This is a genomic window from Burkholderia metallica (assembly GCF_001718555.1).
Lineage (GTDB): Bacteria > Pseudomonadota > Gammaproteobacteria > Burkholderiales > Burkholderiaceae > Burkholderia > Burkholderia metallica.
The window spans coordinates 616,174-635,189 of sequence record NZ_CP013402.1 but is presented as its reverse complement, the minus strand read 5'-3'; the positions used below and the strand labels follow the sequence as shown (position 1 = coordinate 635,189).

The following is a 19,016-nucleotide window of genomic DNA, read 5'->3' as shown; positions in this document are numbered from 1 at the left end:
ACGGGCCCAGTATTGGCGGACGAAACGGGCGTTTCTATCCGCTTTCTTCGGCCGGTATCCGCGAATTCCGGAAACCTGCTGCACCGGCCGCCGCGCGCGGGCAGGCGCGCGGCCGACTGCGGGTATGTGCGGATGCGGAATGCCGGTACAGTTTTCTACGATGCGCGAACGGTCCGCTTCTTGCATCGTTTGCGCGGGACTGGCGCGTGCCGGCGGCCGGACTGTCCGGATACGGCGGGCGCTATCCGGATCGTGCGGCGCATGCCCCGATCGCGGGAATGCATGCACGGCGCGCGTGCAATCGAGCATGACGGGAGATCATCGATGGCGCAATTTTCCGAAACGGGCTGGCTGGCCGACGCCGCCTGTTTCAATCACGACAACCTGCTGCTGCAGTCGAACGACGTCGACGAGGTGCGCGCGCGCGTCGCCGACGTGTTCAAGCCGCACCGGCTCACGCCGACCGGCGCGTCGCGCGCGCTGCAAAGCTGCATGCATCATGCGCGCTGGGGCAACCTGTCGTTGAACCTGCTCGATTATGGCGGCGGGGTCGGCATCGAGCCCGGGCCGCTGGAGCATTTCTTCCTGTTGCAGATTCCGCTGCGCGGCGATGCGGAGATCGAGTGCGGGTCCGCGCGTTTCGTGTCGTCGCCGGGCACCGCGTCGCTGCTCTCGCCGACGCTGCCGCTGAAGATGCGCTGGGGCGACGCATGCCCGCAAGTGATCGTGCGCATCGAGCGCGAAGTGATGGAGCGCCACGCGCAGCGGCATTTCGGCGACGACCGGCGCGCACCGGTCGAATTCGAGCCGGAATTCAGCCTGTCGTCGCCGCAGGGGACGTGTCTCGCGCAGATGCTGCCGATCCTCGCCGGCGCGATCGTGACGGATGCGCATCCGCTGCGTCACCCGCTCGCGTTCGAGCAACTCGAATCGACGCTGCTCAACCTGCTGCTGCACGGCCACCCGAACAGCGCGCGCAACGGCGCGCGGCACCTGCCGGTGGCGCTCGCGCCGTTCTACGTGCGGCGCGTGGAGGACTACATCCGCGCGCATCTCGACGAGCCGCTGACGATCGAACGGCTCGCCGAACTGGCCGGCGTCAGCCCGAGCACGCTGTTCGCCGGCTTTCGTCATCGCCACGGGATCACGCCGATGGGCTTCGTACGTCAGTTGCGGCTGCAACGTGTGCGCGAGGAACTGCTGGCCGACGCGACGCCGGTGCGTGCATCGGTGACGGACATCGCGTTGAAATGGGGCTTCGCGCACCTCGGGCGGTTCGCGATCGAGTACAAGCGCGCGTTCGGCGAATCGCCGTCGGCGACGCTCAGGATGCGGCGCATGCGCGGTTGACGCAGGCGTCGGCGGCATTGTTCGCCGGTGGGCTGCACCGCTGGTGTTTGTACCGCACACGCTAGATCGGGGAACCGGACCAGGTTGTGTTGGCGTGTGCTTGTGCCGAGTATTCGCTCCTGTGGCGGCGCGACGACGCGCGCCGGATCGCCATGCGTGTCACTCAGGCCAAGTCGTTCCGCGTTGTGCCCGGTTGTGTCGCGCCGACAGTGGACGGGCGCAAAGACCGACCGGTCGCACCGATGCCGATGCGTACGCGATCGCGGCACCCGCGTCGCATTACGACCGGTCTCGATTGCGCGCCCGCGTCGCCCCGGTAATGACCGCGATGCCCAACAGGATGACCGCCACGATCTCGATTACGTGTTGCGAGACGTGCAGCGTCATCAATCCCCACGCGACGCCGCCGATGAAAATGATCCATCCGACCAGGTAGATAAGCAGGGTCATCGCCTTTCTCCTTTGTATTGGTGGCCCGCGGGCGGGCGGCTGGACGAGCAAAAGTTACCGCGCCCGCGGCGATCTGACGGCCCCGGTTCGGACGGGCGTGCGAGCCATGCCCCGGGCGCGACGCGGGGCACGCTCGTCGAGCATGTTGCGTGCCCGGCCTCGGCTGTTTTGCGCGTCAAGGCGACGCGCAAGCTGTGTGCCCGCTGCGCGGGACGGGTCGAGCCGGCATGACCGTCGCGTCGAATCCGTCGGCCGTCGCCTCACCGCGTCCCTCCGAGGTTTGTTTTTTTTAAACACCGCGCCATGGGCGCCCGGTATCATCGCTGCGCTCGCGAACGACGCCATGGATCACTGCATGCCGGCTCGCGCGCAACCCGCATCGCCGGGATGAAAACACAGGGCGGACGCCGACGATGCGTCACGCCGCGGTCGGGCCGAATCGGCCACCAGCACGACGGAGCAACGAACGATGGTAACGGGGACGGGTGCGGCGCGACACGCGAAGGCGATCGCCGCAGGAGGGGCGTTGTACGTCGCGGCAACGGGCGGCGCGCACGCGCAGGCAGCGGATGCGGCAGCGGCCGTGCTGCCGGCCATCGACGTGACGGTCAACGCCGACGGCGCGTCGAGCGGGCTCGTCGGGCTGCGCACGCGGGCCGGCACGAAGACCGACACGCCGGTCGCCGACATCCCGCAAACGGTCAATCTCGTGACCGCGCAGCAGATCGAGACGACCGGCGCGACCGATCTGAACCAGGCGCTGCGCTACGTGCCGGGATTCGCGACGTTCGGCGCCGACAGCCGCACCGACTGGTATGCGGCGCTGCGCGGCTTTACGCCCACGCTGTACGTCGACGGCGTGGCCGCGCCGAATACGGCCGTCATCGCGAACTGGCGCGTCGACCCGTATACGATCGACTCGATCGCGGTGCTGCGCGGGCCGACGTCGGTGCTGTACGGCGCGGGAGAGCCCGGCGCGATCGTCGACGCGCACACGAAGCTCGCCGACGGCGAGCGCGTGCGCGAAGCGGGCGTGCAGCTCGGCAACGACGCGCGCAAGCAGTTCATGATCGACGTCGGCGATGCGCTCGACCCGGACGGCCGCTACGCGTATCGCTTCGTCGGCGTGGCGCGCGACGGCAATGCGGTGACCGGCCCCAACGGCGACCGGCGCGTCGCGCTGGCGCCGTCGTTCCGCTGGCGGCCGAACGCCGACACGTCGCTGACGCTCTCGGCGACGTTCCTGCAGGACAGCGGCGATATTTCGTCGAACTTCCTGCCCGCGTCGGGCACGGTGTTGCCGAACCCGAACGGCCGCGTGTCGCAGGACGTCTACATGGGCGCTCCCGGGTTCAACGATTACCGCAAGAAGCAGTGGTCGCTCGGCTACGCGCTGGACCACCGCGTGAACGCGATCTGGTCGCTGCATCAGGACGTGCGCTGGTCGCACCTGTCGCTCGACGACGCGACCGTGTTCGGCAACGGCCTCGCGCCGCGCAGCACCACCGACATGATGCGTGTCGCGGGGCTGTTCCAGCTCAACTACAGCCGGCTCGACGTCGACAACCGCGCACAGGCGCGCTTCGGCACGGGGTCGCTCGAACATACGCTGCTGCTCGGCGTGCAATACGACCGGCAGACCACGACCAACAGCGTGTGGCTCGCGCTGGCGCCGTCGCTCAACCTGTATCACCCGGTCTACCGGCCCGTCACGGCCGCGATTTTCTCGGGGCCGACGTCGCTCGGCCACGTCGACCAGTACACCGCGATGAACACGATCGGCGTGTACACGCAGGACCAGATTCGCTGGAAACGCTGGACGCTGACGCTCGGCGGCCGCGAGGATTTCGTGAATGCGCGGTTCGACGACCGGACGGCCGGCACGCACGCGCGGCAGGACGTCAGTGCGTTCTCGGGGCGCGTCGGGCTCACGTATCAGGGGGACGCCGGACTGTCGCCGTACGTGAGCTATTCGACGTCGTTCGATCCCGTCATCGGCGTGAGGATGTGGGGCGGCGGCGTGCCGAAGCCGACGCGCGGCACGCAGACGGAAGCCGGGTTGCGCTGGCAGCCGCCTGGCCGCAACCTGATGCTGAGTGCGGCCGTCTATCAGATCGACCAGACCAACGTCGTGACACCGGCGCCGGTGAACCTCGATCCGACCGGCACGACGTCCGTGCAGACCGGCAAGGTGCGCTCGCGCGGGATCGAACTGAGCGCGGTGGGCAAGATCACGCGCGAACTGTCGGTCGTCGCGTCGTACATGCATCAGGACGTGAAGAACGTGCAGGCGAACGACGCGTCGCTGAACCACTGGCCGGTGGCCGTGCCGCTGCCGCGGCAGATGGCGTCGATGTGGGCCGACTGGACCTGGCGCGCGGGCGCGCTGTCGGGCCTCGGGATCGGCGGCGGCGTGCGCTACCAGAGCGCGGCGGCCGGCGCGCCCGACAATTCGCTGACCGTGCCGAGCGTGACGCTGATCGATCTGGCGCTGCACTACGAGATGCCGCACTGGCGATTCGCGCTGAACGTCGCGAACCTGTTCGACCGGCGCTATGTCAGCGGCTGCACGTCGTATGCCGTCTGCGTGTTCGGCAACGAGCGGACCGTGCTGGCCAGCGCGAAATACAACTGGTGAGCGCTCATGCGCGGCACGCGTCCTAAGCGTCGCGCTGCGGCTCGCGGTGCGCGGCGCGTTCGCCGGCGTGGCGCTGGCGCCGCCATTCGGTCGGCGTGACGCCGAAACGTTCGCGAAAAGCGGTCGCGAAGTTCGCAGGCGTGGAGAAGCCGATTTCCTTCGCGATGCTGGCGATGCTGAGCGACGTCGAATCCAGCAGATCCTGCGCGATCCGCAACCGTTCGTGGCGCAGATATTCGAACACCGTCTGGCCGAGATTGTCGCGAAACGCGCGCGACAGCCGCTTTTCATGCGTGCCGACCGCGCGCGCCAACTGCTCCATCGTCGGCGGATCGTTCAGCGTGCGCGCCAGGTGGCGGATGGCCGCGCGCACGATGATGTCGTCGTCCTTGCCGGCCACGAGCGGGCCTTGTGCGTCGGCAGGCCGATCGCGCCCGGCCCGCGCGAGCTGCACGCGAATCCGTGCGAGCACTTCGGCCGGCTCGAACGGCTTCACCACATAGTCGACGCAGCCGATTTCGAATCCTTCGAGACGTTCGTGCAACGCGCCGGCCACGGTCAGGAAGATGACCGGAATCGTGCTCGTCAGCGGGTCGGCGGCCAGCAGCCGGCACGCGGTGAAACCGTCCATGCGCGGCATGCGGACATCCATCAGGATCAGGTCGGGCATCAGCGCCTGCGCGCGCTGGCACGCCTGCAGCCCGTCGGACGCAATGCTGATCCGGCAGCCCGTGCCGCGCAGGATGTCGATCAGCAAGCGAAGCTGGTCGGCCTGATCGTCGACGATCAGGAGATGGACGTCGCCCAATGCGGAGGTCGATGGATGATGCATCGTGCACCTGTTCTGGAATGACTGCTGGCTGCGTGCCTGCGGGTGGCCGGCCCGGTTCGGAATAATCGGCGAAAGCCGCGCCGGGGCGACGCACACGCGCATCGATATCCGGATTCGCCAAACGCCGCGGCAGACGACCGGTTAGCGTAATGGCCGGCATCGCTTGTTCTGATCACTGATCCGGTAAAGACGCACAACGTTGCGGCGTCGCGCGTCGGAAAGCGCGCGGCTGACGTATATCGATGCGAGCCGAATTGTAGGGGGATATTTCGATTCCCGCCAGACACATGGACTCTATTCACATCATTCCGCCTTTGTGATTGTTCAGCATGTCTCGCGATTTGCGTTTGCCGCGCGGGACGCCAATTCCTGTCACATTCCGCCATTTACATGCGAGCCCCGGCGTGCAATTGCACAGGCCGCCGGATTTTTCGGCGGAATTTTTTGTCGATATTTATTCTCCATCCGCTTCAGCAAAGTATTTGTCCGTCAGGCAAAACATCCGGATTGATTCCGGTAACGAGAAAACGTTTGCGAGATGCGTAAATTTAATGCAACTCATTGAATATATTGGATTTTACAATCTATAAAGAATGTCGCCTTCAATAATTTTAGATCGTGTCTCATAATTCGTCGGACTTTGAATGCGGGGTTGCACGGAGCAGTGCAGGGCAATACGGAGCGTGACGGACGTTGTGCGAATCGGTTCAGATGCATCAATTGATGCGTGATCGACGAGCGCGCCGGCCGTGTGCAAGCGAAACTCCGATTGCCGTGGATGAAATAAAAGAAACGGGGTTGGTCGCGGTCTGCGCGACATCCAATCGGGAATGTCCATAACGACGGATTGAATCTCCGGATTCATCCGAGGGGCGAGTTCGCCCATATAAAACAATATGCATTCCTAATGTGTTGCCTGAATGAACGGAACGGACCGTCACACGTACGGCAGGCCCGGGTTTTCGGCCGCGCCGTCGCGACGGGCGGGCGATGCGTGTCGCCTGCGACACGCCCGGCCGGGTGCCGGAGCCGGGTTCCGCACTGAAGTCGTAATCGCAATCGCAACTGAAGTCTTCAATAAAAAAGTCGTTCGTATTCAAACCAAACGCTACAAAACGGAGCAGAAGACCATGAAGAGGAAGCAGATTTCGGCGCTGGCCGCCGCGATGTTCACGGGGGCGGGGGTCCTGATCGCGGGCGCCGCGCATGCGGACAATTTCGTCGACCGCGGCAACCCGGACAACGCGCTGAGCGGGCAGTGCATCGACGGGACGAACCCGCTGTGCGTCGCGACCCGGAACGGCAGTTACGCGGCGGTCAGCACGACGAACGTGACGATGGGGACGAACGCCAAGGCCGGCGCCAGCGGCATCGCGATCGGCGACCAGTCGAATGCGGGCAGCAAGAGCGGCACTAGCAGCGGCGGCTCGATCGCCGTCGGCGTCGGCGCGCAGGCGCTCGCGAACTCGGCCACGGCGATCGGCACGGTAGCCGTCGCGCAAGGCAATACGTCGCTCGCCGTCGGTCGCCAGTCGGCCGCGGTCGGTGATTTCTCGATGGCGATCGGCAACGTCGCGGATGCGCACGGCACGAGCTCGATCGCGCTCGGTCACTCGGCGCTGGCGAGCGGCGATCGTTCGGTCGCGATCGGCGGCGCGAACCCGACGTCGAGCGACGGCGTATCGAACGGCGCCGCGTACGACGCGGCCACGCAGACGCGCGCCGGCGGCACGCAATCCGTGGCGATCGGCGCAGGCGCGCAGACGAACGACAACAACCAGGTGGCGATCGGCTCGGGCAGCGTCGGCGCGAACAATGGCGGCACGCCGGTATTCGGCGGCACGGCCGCGCCGGTGGGCGGCGCGGTGTCGTTCGGCGCGATCGGCAAGGAGCGCCAGCTCAAGAACGTCGCGGCGGGCGCGGCCGATACGGACGCCGTCAACGTCCAGCAGCTGAAGAACGTGAACGGCGCGCTCAGCACGAGCATCGCCACGGTCGACGCGCGCGTGACGTCGGTCGGCAATTCGCTGTCGACCTCGATCTCGAACGTCGACCAGCGCGTGACCAGCGTGGGCAACAGCCTCAGCACCAGTATCGTGACCGCGACGAAGAACGTCGTGAAATACACCGACGATTCGCATGCGGCGATCGCGCTCGACGGCAGCAACGGCACGACGATCAACGGCGTCGCGGCCGGCGTGGCGGACACCGACGCGGTCAACGTCGGTCAACTGAAGGGCAGCGTTGCACCGCTGCAATCGTCGATCTCGACGGCAGCGTCGAACATCACGAACCTTCAGGTTAACGTCACCGGCATCAATGCATCGCTGAGCACGGCAACCACCAACATCAGCAACCTGCAGGCAGCCGACGCGCGCAACGTGAAGTACGACGGCCAGAGCGGATTCGACTCGGTGACGTTCGCGGGCACGAACGGCACGACGCTGCGCAACGTCGCAGCCGGTGTCGCGAACACCGACGCGGTGAACGTCGGGCAACTGAACGGGGGCCTGTCGTCGCTGAGCACGAGCGTGACGGACAACATCAACACGACGCTCGGAAACCTGAGCACGTCGATCAACAACCAGATCGGCAACGCGACGAAGAACGCCGTGCAGTACGACGATGATGCGCACAGCGGCGTGACGCTCGGCGGCAAGGGCGCACAATCGCCGGTCGGCCTGCACAACGTGGCGGACGGCGTTGCCGCGAGCGACGCGGTGAACGTCGGCCAGCTCGGCAAGGCCACCGACACGTTGAACCAGTCGATCACGAACGTCGGCAACAGCGTGACGACGCTCGGCAACCAGGTGACGACGAACACGGGCAACATCGCGGCGCTCCAGCAGGACGCGCTGCTGTGGAACGGCACCCTCGGTGCGTACGATGCGAGCCACGGCGGCAATGGCCCGCAACGCATCGGCAACGTCGCAGCCGGCGTGGCCGACACCGATGCGGTCAACGTCGGCCAGTTGAAGGGCAGCGTTGCACCGCTGCAATCGTCGATCTCGACGGCAGCGTCGAACATCACGAACCTTCAGGGTAACGTCACCGGCATCAATGCATCGCTGAGCACGGCGACCACCAACATCAGCAACCTGCAGGCAGCCGATGCGCGCAACGTGAAGTACGACGGCCAGAGCGGATTCGACTCGGTGACGTTCGCGGGCACGAACGGCACGACGCTGCACAACGTCGCAGCCGGGGTTGCAAACACCGATGCAGTGAACGTCGGGCAACTGAACGGGGGCCTGTCGTCGCTGAGCACGAGCGTGACGGACAACATCAACACGACGCTCGGCAATCTGAGCACGTCGATCAACAACCAGATCGGCAACGCGACGAAGAACGCCGTGCAGTACGACGATGACGCACACAGCGGCGTGACGCTCGGCGGCAAGGGCGCACAGTCGCCGGTCGGCCTGCACAACGTGGCGGACGGCGTTGCCGCGAGCGACGCGGTGAACGTCGGCCAGCTCGGCAAGGCCACGGATACGCTCAACCAGTCGATCACGAACGTCGGCAACAGCGTGACGACGCTTGGCAACCAGGTGACGACGAACACGGGCAACATCGCGGCGCTCCAGCAGGACGCGCTTCAGTGGAACGCAAACCTCGGCACCTACGACGCAAGCCACGGCGGCAACGGCCCGCAACGCATCGGCAACGTCGCGGCCGGCAAGAACGGGACCGATGCGGTCAACGTCGACCAGCTGAACGCGGCGGTTCAGAACGGCACGAGCCAGCTCGATGCGCTCGCCGTGAAGTACGACGATGCGAACAAGAAGCAGGTGTCGCTCGGCGCGGGCAACGGCGGGAGCCCCGTGCATCTGACCAACGTCGCGGAAGGCAGCGTCGCGGCCGGCAGCACGGATGCGGTCAACGGCGCGCAACTGCGCCGCGCAATCGACGGCACGGCGGCCGCACTGGGCGGCGGCGCGACGGCAAATCCGGACGGCTCGATCAACGCGCCGGCCTATAAAGTCGGCGGCGGTTCGTTCAACAACGTCGGCGACGCGCTCACGAACCTCGACGGCCGCGTCGGCAGCAACACGGCGACGCTCGAGAACCACGAAACGCGCATCGGCAATGCCGAAACGAACATCGCCGGCAACACGGCCGCGATCGCCGGGCTGAAGCAGGACGCGCTGCAGTTCGACCCGACGCTCGGCGCATACAGCGCGGCGCGCGGCGGTGCGCCGACGAAGCTGACCAACGTGGCCGACGGCAACGTCGCCGCGGGCAGCACGGATGCGGTGAACGGCGGCCAGTTGTCGGGCGTGAAATCGTCGCTCGAACAGCAGATCACGCAGGTGTCGAATCAGGCCGGCGAGGCCGTGAAGAACGTCGTCAAGTACGACGTCGACGCGAACGGCAACCGACTGAATTCGGTGTCGCTGATCGGCGGCGACACGAACGCGGCCGTCGTGCTGAAGAACGTCGCCGCGGGCACCGACGATACGGATGCGGTCAACGTGAAGCAGTTGAAGGGCGTGCAGTCGAGCCTCAACCAGCTCGGCGCGCTCGCGGTGCAGTACGACGACGGCTCGAAGAGCACGATCACGCTCGGCGGCGCCGGTGGCACGCGCATCACGAACGTGCAGGCTGGTGCGCTAAGCGCGACCAGCACGGACGCGGTGAACGGCTCGCAGCTCTACGCGACCAACCAGCAGGTCGCGAAGAACACGACCGACATCACGAACCTGCAGGGGAATGTGACCGACATCGCGAACGGCAAGACCGGCCTCGTGCAGCAGCAGGACCCGAACGCTGCGATCACGGTCGGGAAGGACTCGGGCGGCACCAGCGTGAACTTCTCCGGCACGGCAGGCGACCGCGTGCTGACCGGTGTCGCGGCGGGCGTGAAGGACAACGACGCAGTCAACATGGGGCAGTTCAACTCGGCGCTGAAGAACGTCGCGGCGAACGACCAGATCCGCGCGGCGGCGACCGATGCGAACACGACGTGGATCGCGCGCGCCGATGCGGGCGCCATCGGGTCGACGGCCACCGTGACCGGCAAGAACGCGGTGGCGGTCGGCCAGGGCTCTGTCGCCGATCGCGACAATTCGTTCTCGGTCGGCGCGAAGGGTAGCGAACGCCAGGTCACGAACGTCGCGGCCGGCACCGCACCGACCGACGCGGTGAACGTGCAGCAACTGAACGACAACCTGTCGGCCGCGACGAATCAGGCGAACGGCTACACCGACCAGCGCATCGGCCAGGTGTACAACTCGTTCAACGACCTGAAGAAAGACATGTACGGCGGCGTGGCATCGGCAATGGCGGTGGCCGGCCTGCCGCAGCCGACGGGCGCGGGCCGCTCGATGGTCTCGGCGGCGACGTCGAACTATCACGGCCAGCAGGGTTTCGCGGCCGGGTACTCGTACGTGACGGAAAGCAACCGCTGGGTCGTCAAGGCGTCGGTCACGGGCAACACGCGTTCGGACTTCGGTGCGGTGGTGGGGGCCGGCTACCAGTTCTGACGTCGTTCGCGCAGCATCGATCGACCGGTGGTGCCGGGCAGCGGTAGTGCGCCCGGCACCGGCCGGAGATCCGTGGCCCGGGGTGCGTCCATCGACCCCGGGGCCTTCGCATTGGGTGCGTCGCGAAGATCGACGCGGCTGCGCGGGGTGCAGCGGATAGCCGATGCCGCGCGTCGGACGGTCGGGTCTTGCATCGCCTGTTTCGCCGTGTCGTCGTCGTGCTCGCCATTCCCGACCGAATGCGAGTTGCGCAATCCGCGGCGATCACATTCGCGCCGCGGGCCGCCGTGTCGCACGGGTTCGCGCGCCGTCGAATCGTGCGTCCAATGCGAGTTGTCGAATGCGAGCCCCGGCTCGTATTCTGCATGCGTCTGGCGGAACGGCGTGGGGCCGCCGCCGATCAACCCATGACAGAGACGCGCAATGACTGCCAACACGCAAACCATGAAACTCAATCACCTGAGCTTTCCGTCGGCCGACACGCTGGCGACGGCCCGGTTCTTCGAGCGGTATCTCGGCTTCACGATCGCCGGGAACTGGGACCAATCCTGGATTCTCAAACGTGCAGGCTTCGACGTGGTGATCGATCACGCCGGCGACGAAGTGCCCGCATGGCCGACGAATTTCCACGTCGGGTTCGAACTGCCGAGCCTCGATGCCGTTCGCGCGCTGTTCGAGCGCTTCAACGGCGAGGGCGTCGAGATGGTCACGGATGTCTTCAACAACGGGCGCGGTTCGCGTTTCTTCTGCCGCGCGCCGGGCGGCGTGATGTTCGAGCTGAACACGCGCGCGGATGCCGCGCCGGAATATCGCGGCACGTTCGACGACTGACCCGATACCCGTCGCGACGCATTCAGCCGCCGGCGCGGGTCAGCATGTCGATGACCGCGCGGGTGCGTGACGGTTGGGTGATTTCGATCCAGTGCAGATGCGCGTATTTCGGGTCGTCGCGCAGGCTCGCGAATTTGACGCGATTCTTCGCGAACGTGGTGAACGACCAAAGCAGCACGGACTCACGGGAGAATGCCATGCGCAGCGACTCGCGGTTTCCGTGCGAGAGCTCGGTGCGCATCAGCCCGCGGCTCAACGTGCGCCAGAGCACCCGGGAGAACACCGTTCGACGTCCGAAGTTGAGCCAGATCACGTGCGTGGCGCTCGACCAGAGCACGTCGCGCACGACGCTGTAGTTGCCGTCGGCGACCCACCGGTCGCCGGCCGTCGCGGCTCGCACCGCGCGCTCGAACTGTTCCGGCGGCACCGCAGTCCAGTCGGGGCCCCAGTAGAGCCGATCCAGTTCGATGTACGGGCAGCCGGCGGCTGCCGCCAGTGCGCTGGAAAAAGTGGATTTTCCCGCGCCGCTGGTTCCAACGACGACGAAGCGCATGGGGCTGCCCGCGGTTGAATGACGAAGCCGCGTATTCTGCCTGATGCATCGATGCCGCGCAGCGTTTTCGGTCCAACATTCCGACTGCGGTAGCGGCGTTGCATGCAGGTGCCGGACGATGCGTCGCACGCGTCGAATGAAAGATTCGTAGAAAGCGTTTTCTCGCGCGTCGGGCGTCATGCTTTTACTACGAAGTCAAAGGTTCCGTCATTTAAATCCCGAAGGGATGCGGTATTGAAAAGCTGCGTTGAGTCGCGCGGAACGGCAACAATCAAAATCAATATTTAATAAAGCAAGTAGTATCCGGCGCTTCGCCGCCGCATTACGTCGTCCGCCCCGTTGAAACCGCGCCACGCGTTGAGAGCCAAGCCGCGCGGGGTTCTCCGCACACATTTCACCGCTGCAATAGTGTCGATACCGTCATCGCGACCGACGAGATCATTGCAAATTCCTCACCAAATCATGACTCGATTCACATTGACGACAGTTAAAATTAACCTATCAGAAAATATCTTGTAATAATCGAATTGACCTTCTAGCATCCCTCTGCTGTTCGTGACATGTGTTGGATAAACGTCTTTCCTCCTTGATGCATTCCTCGCACATCACCCATTCATAATCCGGGGGATTACATGAAGAAACTGTCCCGTCTGCTGTCCATCACCGCGATTACCGTCGCGAGTCTCAGTGCTTTTGCGCAGGCCGGCGACCCGTCGGCCACGGTCGACAAGGCGCTGCAACTGATCCAGCAGAACCCGTCCGCCTTCAGTCTCGCCGTTGGCGGCACAGCACGCACGCTGAAATTCGCGGGGCCGCTGGCGAGTGCGCCGACGGACGGCGATCAGTTCCAGGTACGCGACGTGATCGTCGATCCCGACGGCACCGAGCACGTGCGTTTCGATCGCTTCCACGCGGGCCTGCCCGTGATCGGCGGCGACGTCGTCGTCCATTCGAGCAACGGGCAGTTGAAGCAGGCGAGCGTGACGCAGCTTGCGCCGATCCGTCTCGCCGGCACGATCGGCAAGGTCGGCAACCGCTCCGTGGTGCGCAATGCGCCCGACATCGGCGCCGACAGGGTCCGGCGTATCGCGGCCGCGCGTTTCGGCTCGGACGTGCGCCGTGTCGATGACGCGGAACTCGTCGTGTTCGCGCGCGACGTCACGCCGACGCTGGCCTACGCGGTGCGCGTCTACGGCAAGGCGACCGACACGCACGGCGAAGCGGTGCTGTACTACGTCGACGCGCGCACCGGCACCGTGCTCGACGCGCAGGACCTGATCAAGACCGCCGCGGCGACGGGCACCGGCCGCTCGCTGTACTACGGCAACCTGACGCTCACCACGGACCAGACGGGCACGAATGCATACCGGATGCTCGATCCGAGCCGCGGCTCCGGCTCGGTCTACGACGGTCGCGGCCTGACCTCGGACGACGTCGAACGCGCGACCGACCTGCCGATCTTCACGAGCAGCACGAACGTGTGGGGCAACAACACGACCACCGACCGGCAGACCGTCGCCGCGGACATCGATTATGGTCTAGCGCTTACTTGGGACTACTACAAGACCACGCACGGGCGCAACGGCATCTTCAACGACGGCCGCGGCGTGAAGAGCTATGCGCACGTCGTATTCGATACCGGCAGCGGCACGACCGGCGCGAATGCGGCCTGGCTGTCGTCGCGCGTGATGGTATACGGCGACGGCCAGCCCGGCACCAGTCTGCCGAAACCGGTCGTTTCGGTCGACGTCGCCGGACACGAGATGAGCCACGGCGTGACCGAGGCCACCGCGAACCTGGACTATTCGGGCGACGCGGGCGGCCTGAACGAGTCGACGTCCGACATTTTCGGCACGCTCGTGAAGTATTACGCCAACAACCCGAACGATCCCGGCAACTACGTGATCGGCGCGCGCGTGGTGAGCGGCGGCCTGCGCAAGATGTACAAGCAGGATCTCGACGGCCGGTCGTTCAGCTGTTACCCGTCCGGCGGCTTCTCGTGGTCGAATCCGCGCCATGATCCGCATTTCACGTCGGGCGTCGGCAACCGCCTGTTCTACCTGCTGGCCGAAGGCCCGACGGTGCCGTCGACCGATACGGGGCTCACGAAAGCGCAACTGGTCTGCAACGGCGACACGACCTTCAGCGGCCTGGGCCGCGAGAAGGCCGGCAAGATCTGGTACCGGACGCTGACCGTGTATCTGAACGCCAACTCCAGCTATCCGAACGCACGTCGCGCATCGATCCAGGCGGCGAAGGACCTTTACGGCGCGAACTCGGCGGAAAGCGCTACCGTCGCGCGTGCATGGAGTGCGGTCGGGGTGAACTGACCGAGTCTGGGCCGGTAGGTTGAACGCCTGAAGCGCGCGTGGCGGTGCGCCCGCATCGGAGCAATGCGGGAGCCACGCGACACACGCGGGCGAACGGCGGACGGAGGGAGATCGACGGGCTGCGATTGCAGGCCGTCGATCTTTGCACATTTGGCTTTCGTCGCATCTGCCGTCTGTCCGGCTGAGATCGTCACGATTGGCCATCCGTTGCGACACGCGCCGAGCGCGTTCTCGGGCGAGCCGTGTCAGCCGGATGAGCGCGGGCGACGCGGCTGCCTGCCGCGATAGCAGCGGCCGTGATGGCGTCTGCCGCCACATCGAGATACGGAATGGTTGCACCGGCCGCCTACCGCAACCTGACGCGCGTGTCGTTCCGGCATTGCTCCCGAAAAAATATCTTCCGTGCAATCGTTTGCGCGCAGCCGCCCGGCGTTCAGTTTGTTCATCCGCTGCCGATATCTCGAAGGCGCTCCCGAACGACGCGGCATCGCCCCTGCGTCCGCGCTGCGTTCAGGACCGCCATCAACCCATGCGACGGAAAGGGAAGTAAGGCTTTGGTGACAGTTTTCGGGTGCATCGTTCATCGGCACAATCACTGGCTGGTGCTGCTTGCGGCGCTGTTGTGCGGGACCGGCTCGTGGGTCACCGCACGCCTGTTCCAGCGCACGGCGAGCACCGCCGGCACGCAGCGGCTCGGCTGGCTCGTGCTGACGGCCATCTCGGCCGGCGTCGCGATCTGGTGCACGCACTTCGTCGCGATGCTCGGCTTCGACGCCGGCGCGCCGGTGCACTTCGACCTGCCGCTCACGCTCGTGTCGCTGCTGATCGCGGTCGGCGGCAGCACGATCGGCTTCGCGCTCACGACCCGCCGCACCGTCAGGGCCGCGCCCGCGCTTGGCGGCGCGATCGTCGGCATCGCGATCGTGCTGATGCACTACACCGGCATGCTCGCGTGGCGGGTTGAAGGTTTCGTGTCGTGGGACCCCGGCTACCTGATCGCGTCGGTGCTCCTGTCGCTCACCCTCGCGGCGCTCGCGCTGCACCTCGCACTGCGGCCGTCGCCGCACGCCGTCAACCAGATGGCCGGCGTGCTGTCGCTCGCGATCCTCGCGCTGCATTTCACAGGGATGTCCGCACTGCGCATCACGCCGCTGACGCTCGACGGCGCGTGGGACGACATGAACACGCTGCGTCCGCTTGCGCTGGCGGTGGCGGGCACCTCGCTCGTGATCGTCTGCACCGGGCTCGTGAGCTACCTGATCGACAGCAACGTGCGGGCCGAATCGCTCGAACACCTGCGCCGGCTGGCGCTGAGCGACATGCTGACCGGCCTGCCGAACCGGGCCGGCTTCAACGAGCGGCTGGACCTCGAAATCGAGCTTGCGCACGCGCAGGGCACCAAGCTCGCACTGATCGGCATCGACCTGAACCGCTTCAAGGAAATCAACGATCTGCGCGGCCACCATGCCGGCGACGAGGTATTGCGCATCCTCGCGCGGCGCATGGCGAACCTGCTGGGCGACGGCGAATTCGTGGCCCGCGTCGGCGGCGACGAATTCGCGGCGCTCTGCCGGATGGACGACGACACGCGCGTGATGGCGCTGCTCGAGCGGCTCGAGCCGGCGCTCTACAAGCCGGTGCGGCTGGACGACTACGAGGTCGTGCCGGGTGCGAGCTTCGGCGTCGCGATCTACCCGGACGACGCCGCCACCAAGGCCGCCCTCATCAACAACGCGGACCTCGCGATGTACCGCGCCAAGGGCAGCATCGCGCAGTCGATCTGCTTCTACGAGCCGGCGATGGACCTGATCGTCCGCGCGCGCCGCAGCCTTGCGGCCGACCTGCGGCGTGCGGTGGCCGACAACCAGTTGAGCATCCACTACCAGGTGCAGACGTCGCTCGCGACCGGCGAGATTCGCGGCTACGAGGCGCTGCTGCGCTGGCAGCATGCGACGCTCGGCCCGATTTCGCCCGCCGAGTTCATTCCGCTCGCCGAGGAGAACGGCATGATCCTGGACATCGGCGAATGGGTGCTGCGCGAGGCATGCGCGCGGGCGGCCGCGTGGGAGCCGCCTTATGCGGTCGCGGTAAACGTGTCGGCCGTGCAGTTCATGCACGCGGACCTGACGACGCTCGTGGCGGACGTGCTGGAAACCACCCGCCTGCCGGCGTCGCGACTGCAGCTGGAGCTGACCGAATCGACGATCTTCGCCGGGCGCGAGCGCGCGCTGGACACGCTGCGGCAGATCAAGGCGCTGGGCGTGAGCATCGCGCTCGACGATTTCGGCACCGGCTATTCGTCGCTCGACACGCTGCGCTCGTTCCCGTTCGACCGGATCAAGCTCGACCAGTCGTTCGTCGCGGACGCGCAAGCCCGGCCGCAAGATCGCGCGATCATCCGCGCGGTGCTCGCGCTCGGCAAGAGCCTGGGCATTCCGATCCTCGCCGAAGGCATCGAGACACGCGCCCAGCTCGCGCTGCTGGCCGACGAGGGCTGCGACGAAGCGCAGGGCTTCCTGCTCGGCCGGCCCGCCCCCTTGAGCGAGATCGTCGGCAGCGGGCAGATCGCGCTGACCGGGGGCAACCGCGCCGGCGCGCCGGCTGCCGCGTCCGGAACGATCGCCGCAGCCGTCGAGACCGTCGACGCCGACGCGGAACCGGACCCGCGCGGCTAGCCGCCGACGCCGGCCACGGCAACCCGAACGCGGGTTGCAGCATGCACGCTCACATGAAAGCCCATTACGCACGGATCGCAAGACTGGCGCGCATTGCCGCGCCGGCCCGCAACCCGGCGCTGCTCGCGGCGCAATTCCGGGTATTCGCCGGGCAGCTCCCGGTGATGTACCAGATCCTCATCTCGAGCACCTGGAGCCTCGCCGTCACGCACCTGGGCAGCACGCCGTGGTGGCTGTCGGTCGCGATGCCGGCCGCGATGACGCTCACGGTCACGAACTGGCTGGTGATCCCGATCGCGGCGACGTTCACCACGTGGGCGCTGCTGCTGTTTCCGTACGGCGACGCGTGGCAAAAGGCGCAGGTCGCGTTCTTCCTGTCGACGCACGAGCCGACGCTCGTCGCCACCGCGATCAACATGGCCTGCGTGTCGGCGGCGCTGATCGCGGTCATCTCGGTCAACGACCGGTGCTTCCTGAACACCGTCGACGCACAGGCCGAATCGCGTCTGCGCGAGCACGCGCAGACTCGGCTGGCGCGGATGATCGACGACATGCCGGTGGCCGTGATGACGGCCGACCCGCAGACGTTCCGCATCAACTACCTGAACGCGACCCCGCGCAACCTGCTGCGCTCGATCGAGCACCTGCTGCCGATCCGCGCGGACGAGGCGCTCGGCGCGCCGATCGACTTCTTCCCGCCGGGCCTGCAGCAGCGCCGCCTGCTCGCCGATCCGGCGAACCTGCCGCATTGCGCCCGCGTCCGGCTCGGGCCGGAAGTGCTCGACATCCAGGTCTCGGCCGTGCGCGATGCGGAAGGGGGCTACATCGGCCCGATGCTGTCGTGGTCGATCGTCACGCAGCAGGCCGAGGCGGAAGCGCGCATCCAGCAGCTCCCGCATCACGATTCGCTCACCGGCCTGCCGAACCGCACGACCTTTGTGGCCGAACTCAACGCGAGCCTGCGCCGCCCGGACACGACGCTCGCCACCTACGTGAGCAAGCTGCGCACGAGCCTGGGGCCGAGGCCGAAGAACGGGCTCGCGATCACGACCGTCTACAACTACGGGTATCGACTCGAGCGTACGTGAGCGTCGTGGCACCGTGACGCCGCTCGTCAAGTTGACGGTGTCACGGAACTCGAACGGTTCCCTGAAGTCCATGAAGGATTGCTTGCTGGCGTGCCGGCGCCACCGCGCTGCACGGCGATAGGGTGGCAAAGGATTCGCGTCGCCCGCCGCGTCATCGCAGCGACATCTTTCTCGCGTACATCTATGTCCATGGCACTTCGCCAGTCTGCGGGGTGTCGAATTTTCAAGGAATACCGACCATGGCGGCAAAACGTCTTCGCATCAACATGATTACCCGTCGCCAGTCGACGTTCGATGGCCGACATCTCGACAACGAAGCAGTCCGCCGTTCCGATGCACACGTGCAGGACGCGGTTCCCGCGCACCTGAAAGGCACGCAGGGCGCCGAGGCGGAGTGGCTGCCGCGCGTGAAGGTCAGCCAGCGGTAATCTGCTTGCTCGATCTCGCCGCCCGGCCGTTCGCGCTGTGTCGATCGACATGAAACGCGGCCGCCGGAGGGCGGCCGCATGACGGCGCGATGAGTGCGTCTCGTCGTCGGTGAATGATTTGCCGGCGGCCGGTTCTGCTGCGGGAACCTTTACGACGGGCGCCAAACCAGTCATGCGCGGGTGCGCTGTCGGTATTTGACGGCACCGTTCCATTTGTGCGAACGCTCGCGCCCATCATTCCACCGCATGTACAGGCTTCAAGCCTGTGTTCACCACCGCCGCCAGTTCCCGATACACGCGCTCGACGCGTTAATGATTGTCTCGCCAGCCTTCCCGGCGAAGCATCACGTACACG

The 19,016-nt window shown here is 66.2% G+C and carries 12 protein-coding genes; 8 read left to right on the top strand and 4 right to left on the bottom strand.

Annotated features, from left to right (window positions below; genetic code table 11):
- The first annotated feature begins 324 nt into the window (after positions 1-324).
- Positions 325-1,350 (top strand): AraC family transcriptional regulator, encoded by a 1,026-nt coding sequence (locus WJ16_RS18730; RefSeq protein ID WP_069258545.1) that lies wholly within the window; start codon positions 325-327, stop codon positions 1,348-1,350.
- Positions 1,351-1,629: 279 nt separating this feature from the next.
- Here the strand turns inward: WJ16_RS18730 and WJ16_RS35325 are convergent, their stop codons facing one another.
- Positions 1,630-1,800 (bottom strand): hypothetical protein, encoded by a 171-nt coding sequence (locus WJ16_RS35325; protein WP_167375386.1) that lies wholly within the window; start codon positions 1,798-1,800, stop codon positions 1,630-1,632.
- A gap of 469 nt (positions 1,801-2,269) precedes the next feature.
- On the opposite strand from WJ16_RS35325, the gene WJ16_RS18725 reads away from it, so the two are divergent.
- A complete protein-coding gene (locus tag WJ16_RS18725; protein WP_069258544.1) occupies positions 2,270-4,438 on the top strand; it encodes a TonB-dependent siderophore receptor in 2,169 nt (722 codons plus the stop codon).
- Positions 4,439-4,460: 22 nt separating this feature from the next.
- Here the strand turns inward: WJ16_RS18725 and WJ16_RS18720 are convergent, their stop codons facing one another.
- On the bottom strand, positions 4,461-5,270 hold the full coding sequence (locus tag WJ16_RS18720; RefSeq protein ID WP_069258804.1) for a response regulator transcription factor: 810 nt from the start codon (positions 5,268-5,270) through the stop codon (positions 4,461-4,463).
- Between the two features lie 1,130 nt (positions 5,271-6,400).
- Here WJ16_RS18720 and WJ16_RS18715 point away from each other — a divergent pair.
- Positions 6,401-10,756, top strand: a complete 4,356-nt coding sequence (locus WJ16_RS18715) for a YadA-like family protein (RefSeq protein WP_069258543.1) — start codon at positions 6,401-6,403, stop codon at positions 10,754-10,756.
- Here the strand turns inward: WJ16_RS18715 and WJ16_RS18710 are convergent.
- Positions 10,744-11,211: a hypothetical protein gene (locus WJ16_RS18710; RefSeq protein ID WP_157126813.1), complete on the bottom strand. Its 468-nt coding sequence runs from the start codon at positions 11,209-11,211 to the stop codon at positions 10,744-10,746. The genes WJ16_RS18715 and WJ16_RS18710 overlap by 13 nt on opposite strands.
- Between WJ16_RS18710 and WJ16_RS18705 the strand changes: the two genes are divergently transcribed.
- A complete protein-coding gene (locus WJ16_RS18705; RefSeq protein WP_208607005.1) occupies positions 11,180-11,587 on the top strand; it encodes a VOC family protein in 408 nt (135 codons plus the stop codon). The two genes, WJ16_RS18710 and WJ16_RS18705, sit on opposite strands and share 32 nt — an antisense overlap.
- A gap of 22 nt (positions 11,588-11,609) precedes the next feature.
- On the opposite strand, the gene WJ16_RS18700 is transcribed toward WJ16_RS18705, so the two are convergent.
- On the bottom strand, positions 11,610-12,140 hold the full coding sequence (locus WJ16_RS18700) for a P-loop NTPase family protein (protein ID WP_069258541.1): 531 nt from the start codon (positions 12,138-12,140) through the stop codon (positions 11,610-11,612).
- A 632-nt stretch (positions 12,141-12,772) separates the two neighbouring features.
- Between WJ16_RS18700 and WJ16_RS18695 the strand changes: the two genes are divergently transcribed.
- The 4 genes from WJ16_RS18695 (at position 12,773) to WJ16_RS35595 (ending at position 18,661) form a co-directional block, all read left to right on the top strand.
- Positions 12,773-14,470, top strand: a complete 1,698-nt coding sequence (locus WJ16_RS18695) for a M4 family metallopeptidase (RefSeq protein ID WP_069258540.1) — start codon at positions 12,773-12,775, stop codon at positions 14,468-14,470.
- Positions 14,471-15,027: 557 nt separating this feature from the next.
- Positions 15,028-17,145 (top strand): putative bifunctional diguanylate cyclase/phosphodiesterase, encoded by a 2,118-nt coding sequence (locus WJ16_RS18690; RefSeq protein WP_226243058.1) that lies wholly within the window; start codon positions 15,028-15,030, stop codon positions 17,143-17,145.
- A 53-nt stretch (positions 17,146-17,198) separates the two neighbouring features.
- Positions 17,199-18,233 carry a hypothetical protein gene (locus tag WJ16_RS18685; protein ID WP_236858242.1) on the top strand — a complete coding sequence of 345 codons (1,035 nt, stop codon included), beginning with the start codon at positions 17,199-17,201 and terminating at the stop codon, positions 18,231-18,233.
- A gap of 122 nt (positions 18,234-18,355) precedes the next feature.
- Positions 18,356-18,661, top strand: a complete 306-nt coding sequence (locus WJ16_RS35595; protein ID WP_226242727.1) for a hypothetical protein — start codon at positions 18,356-18,358, stop codon at positions 18,659-18,661.
- The last annotated feature ends 355 nt before the right edge of the window (positions 18,662-19,016 follow it).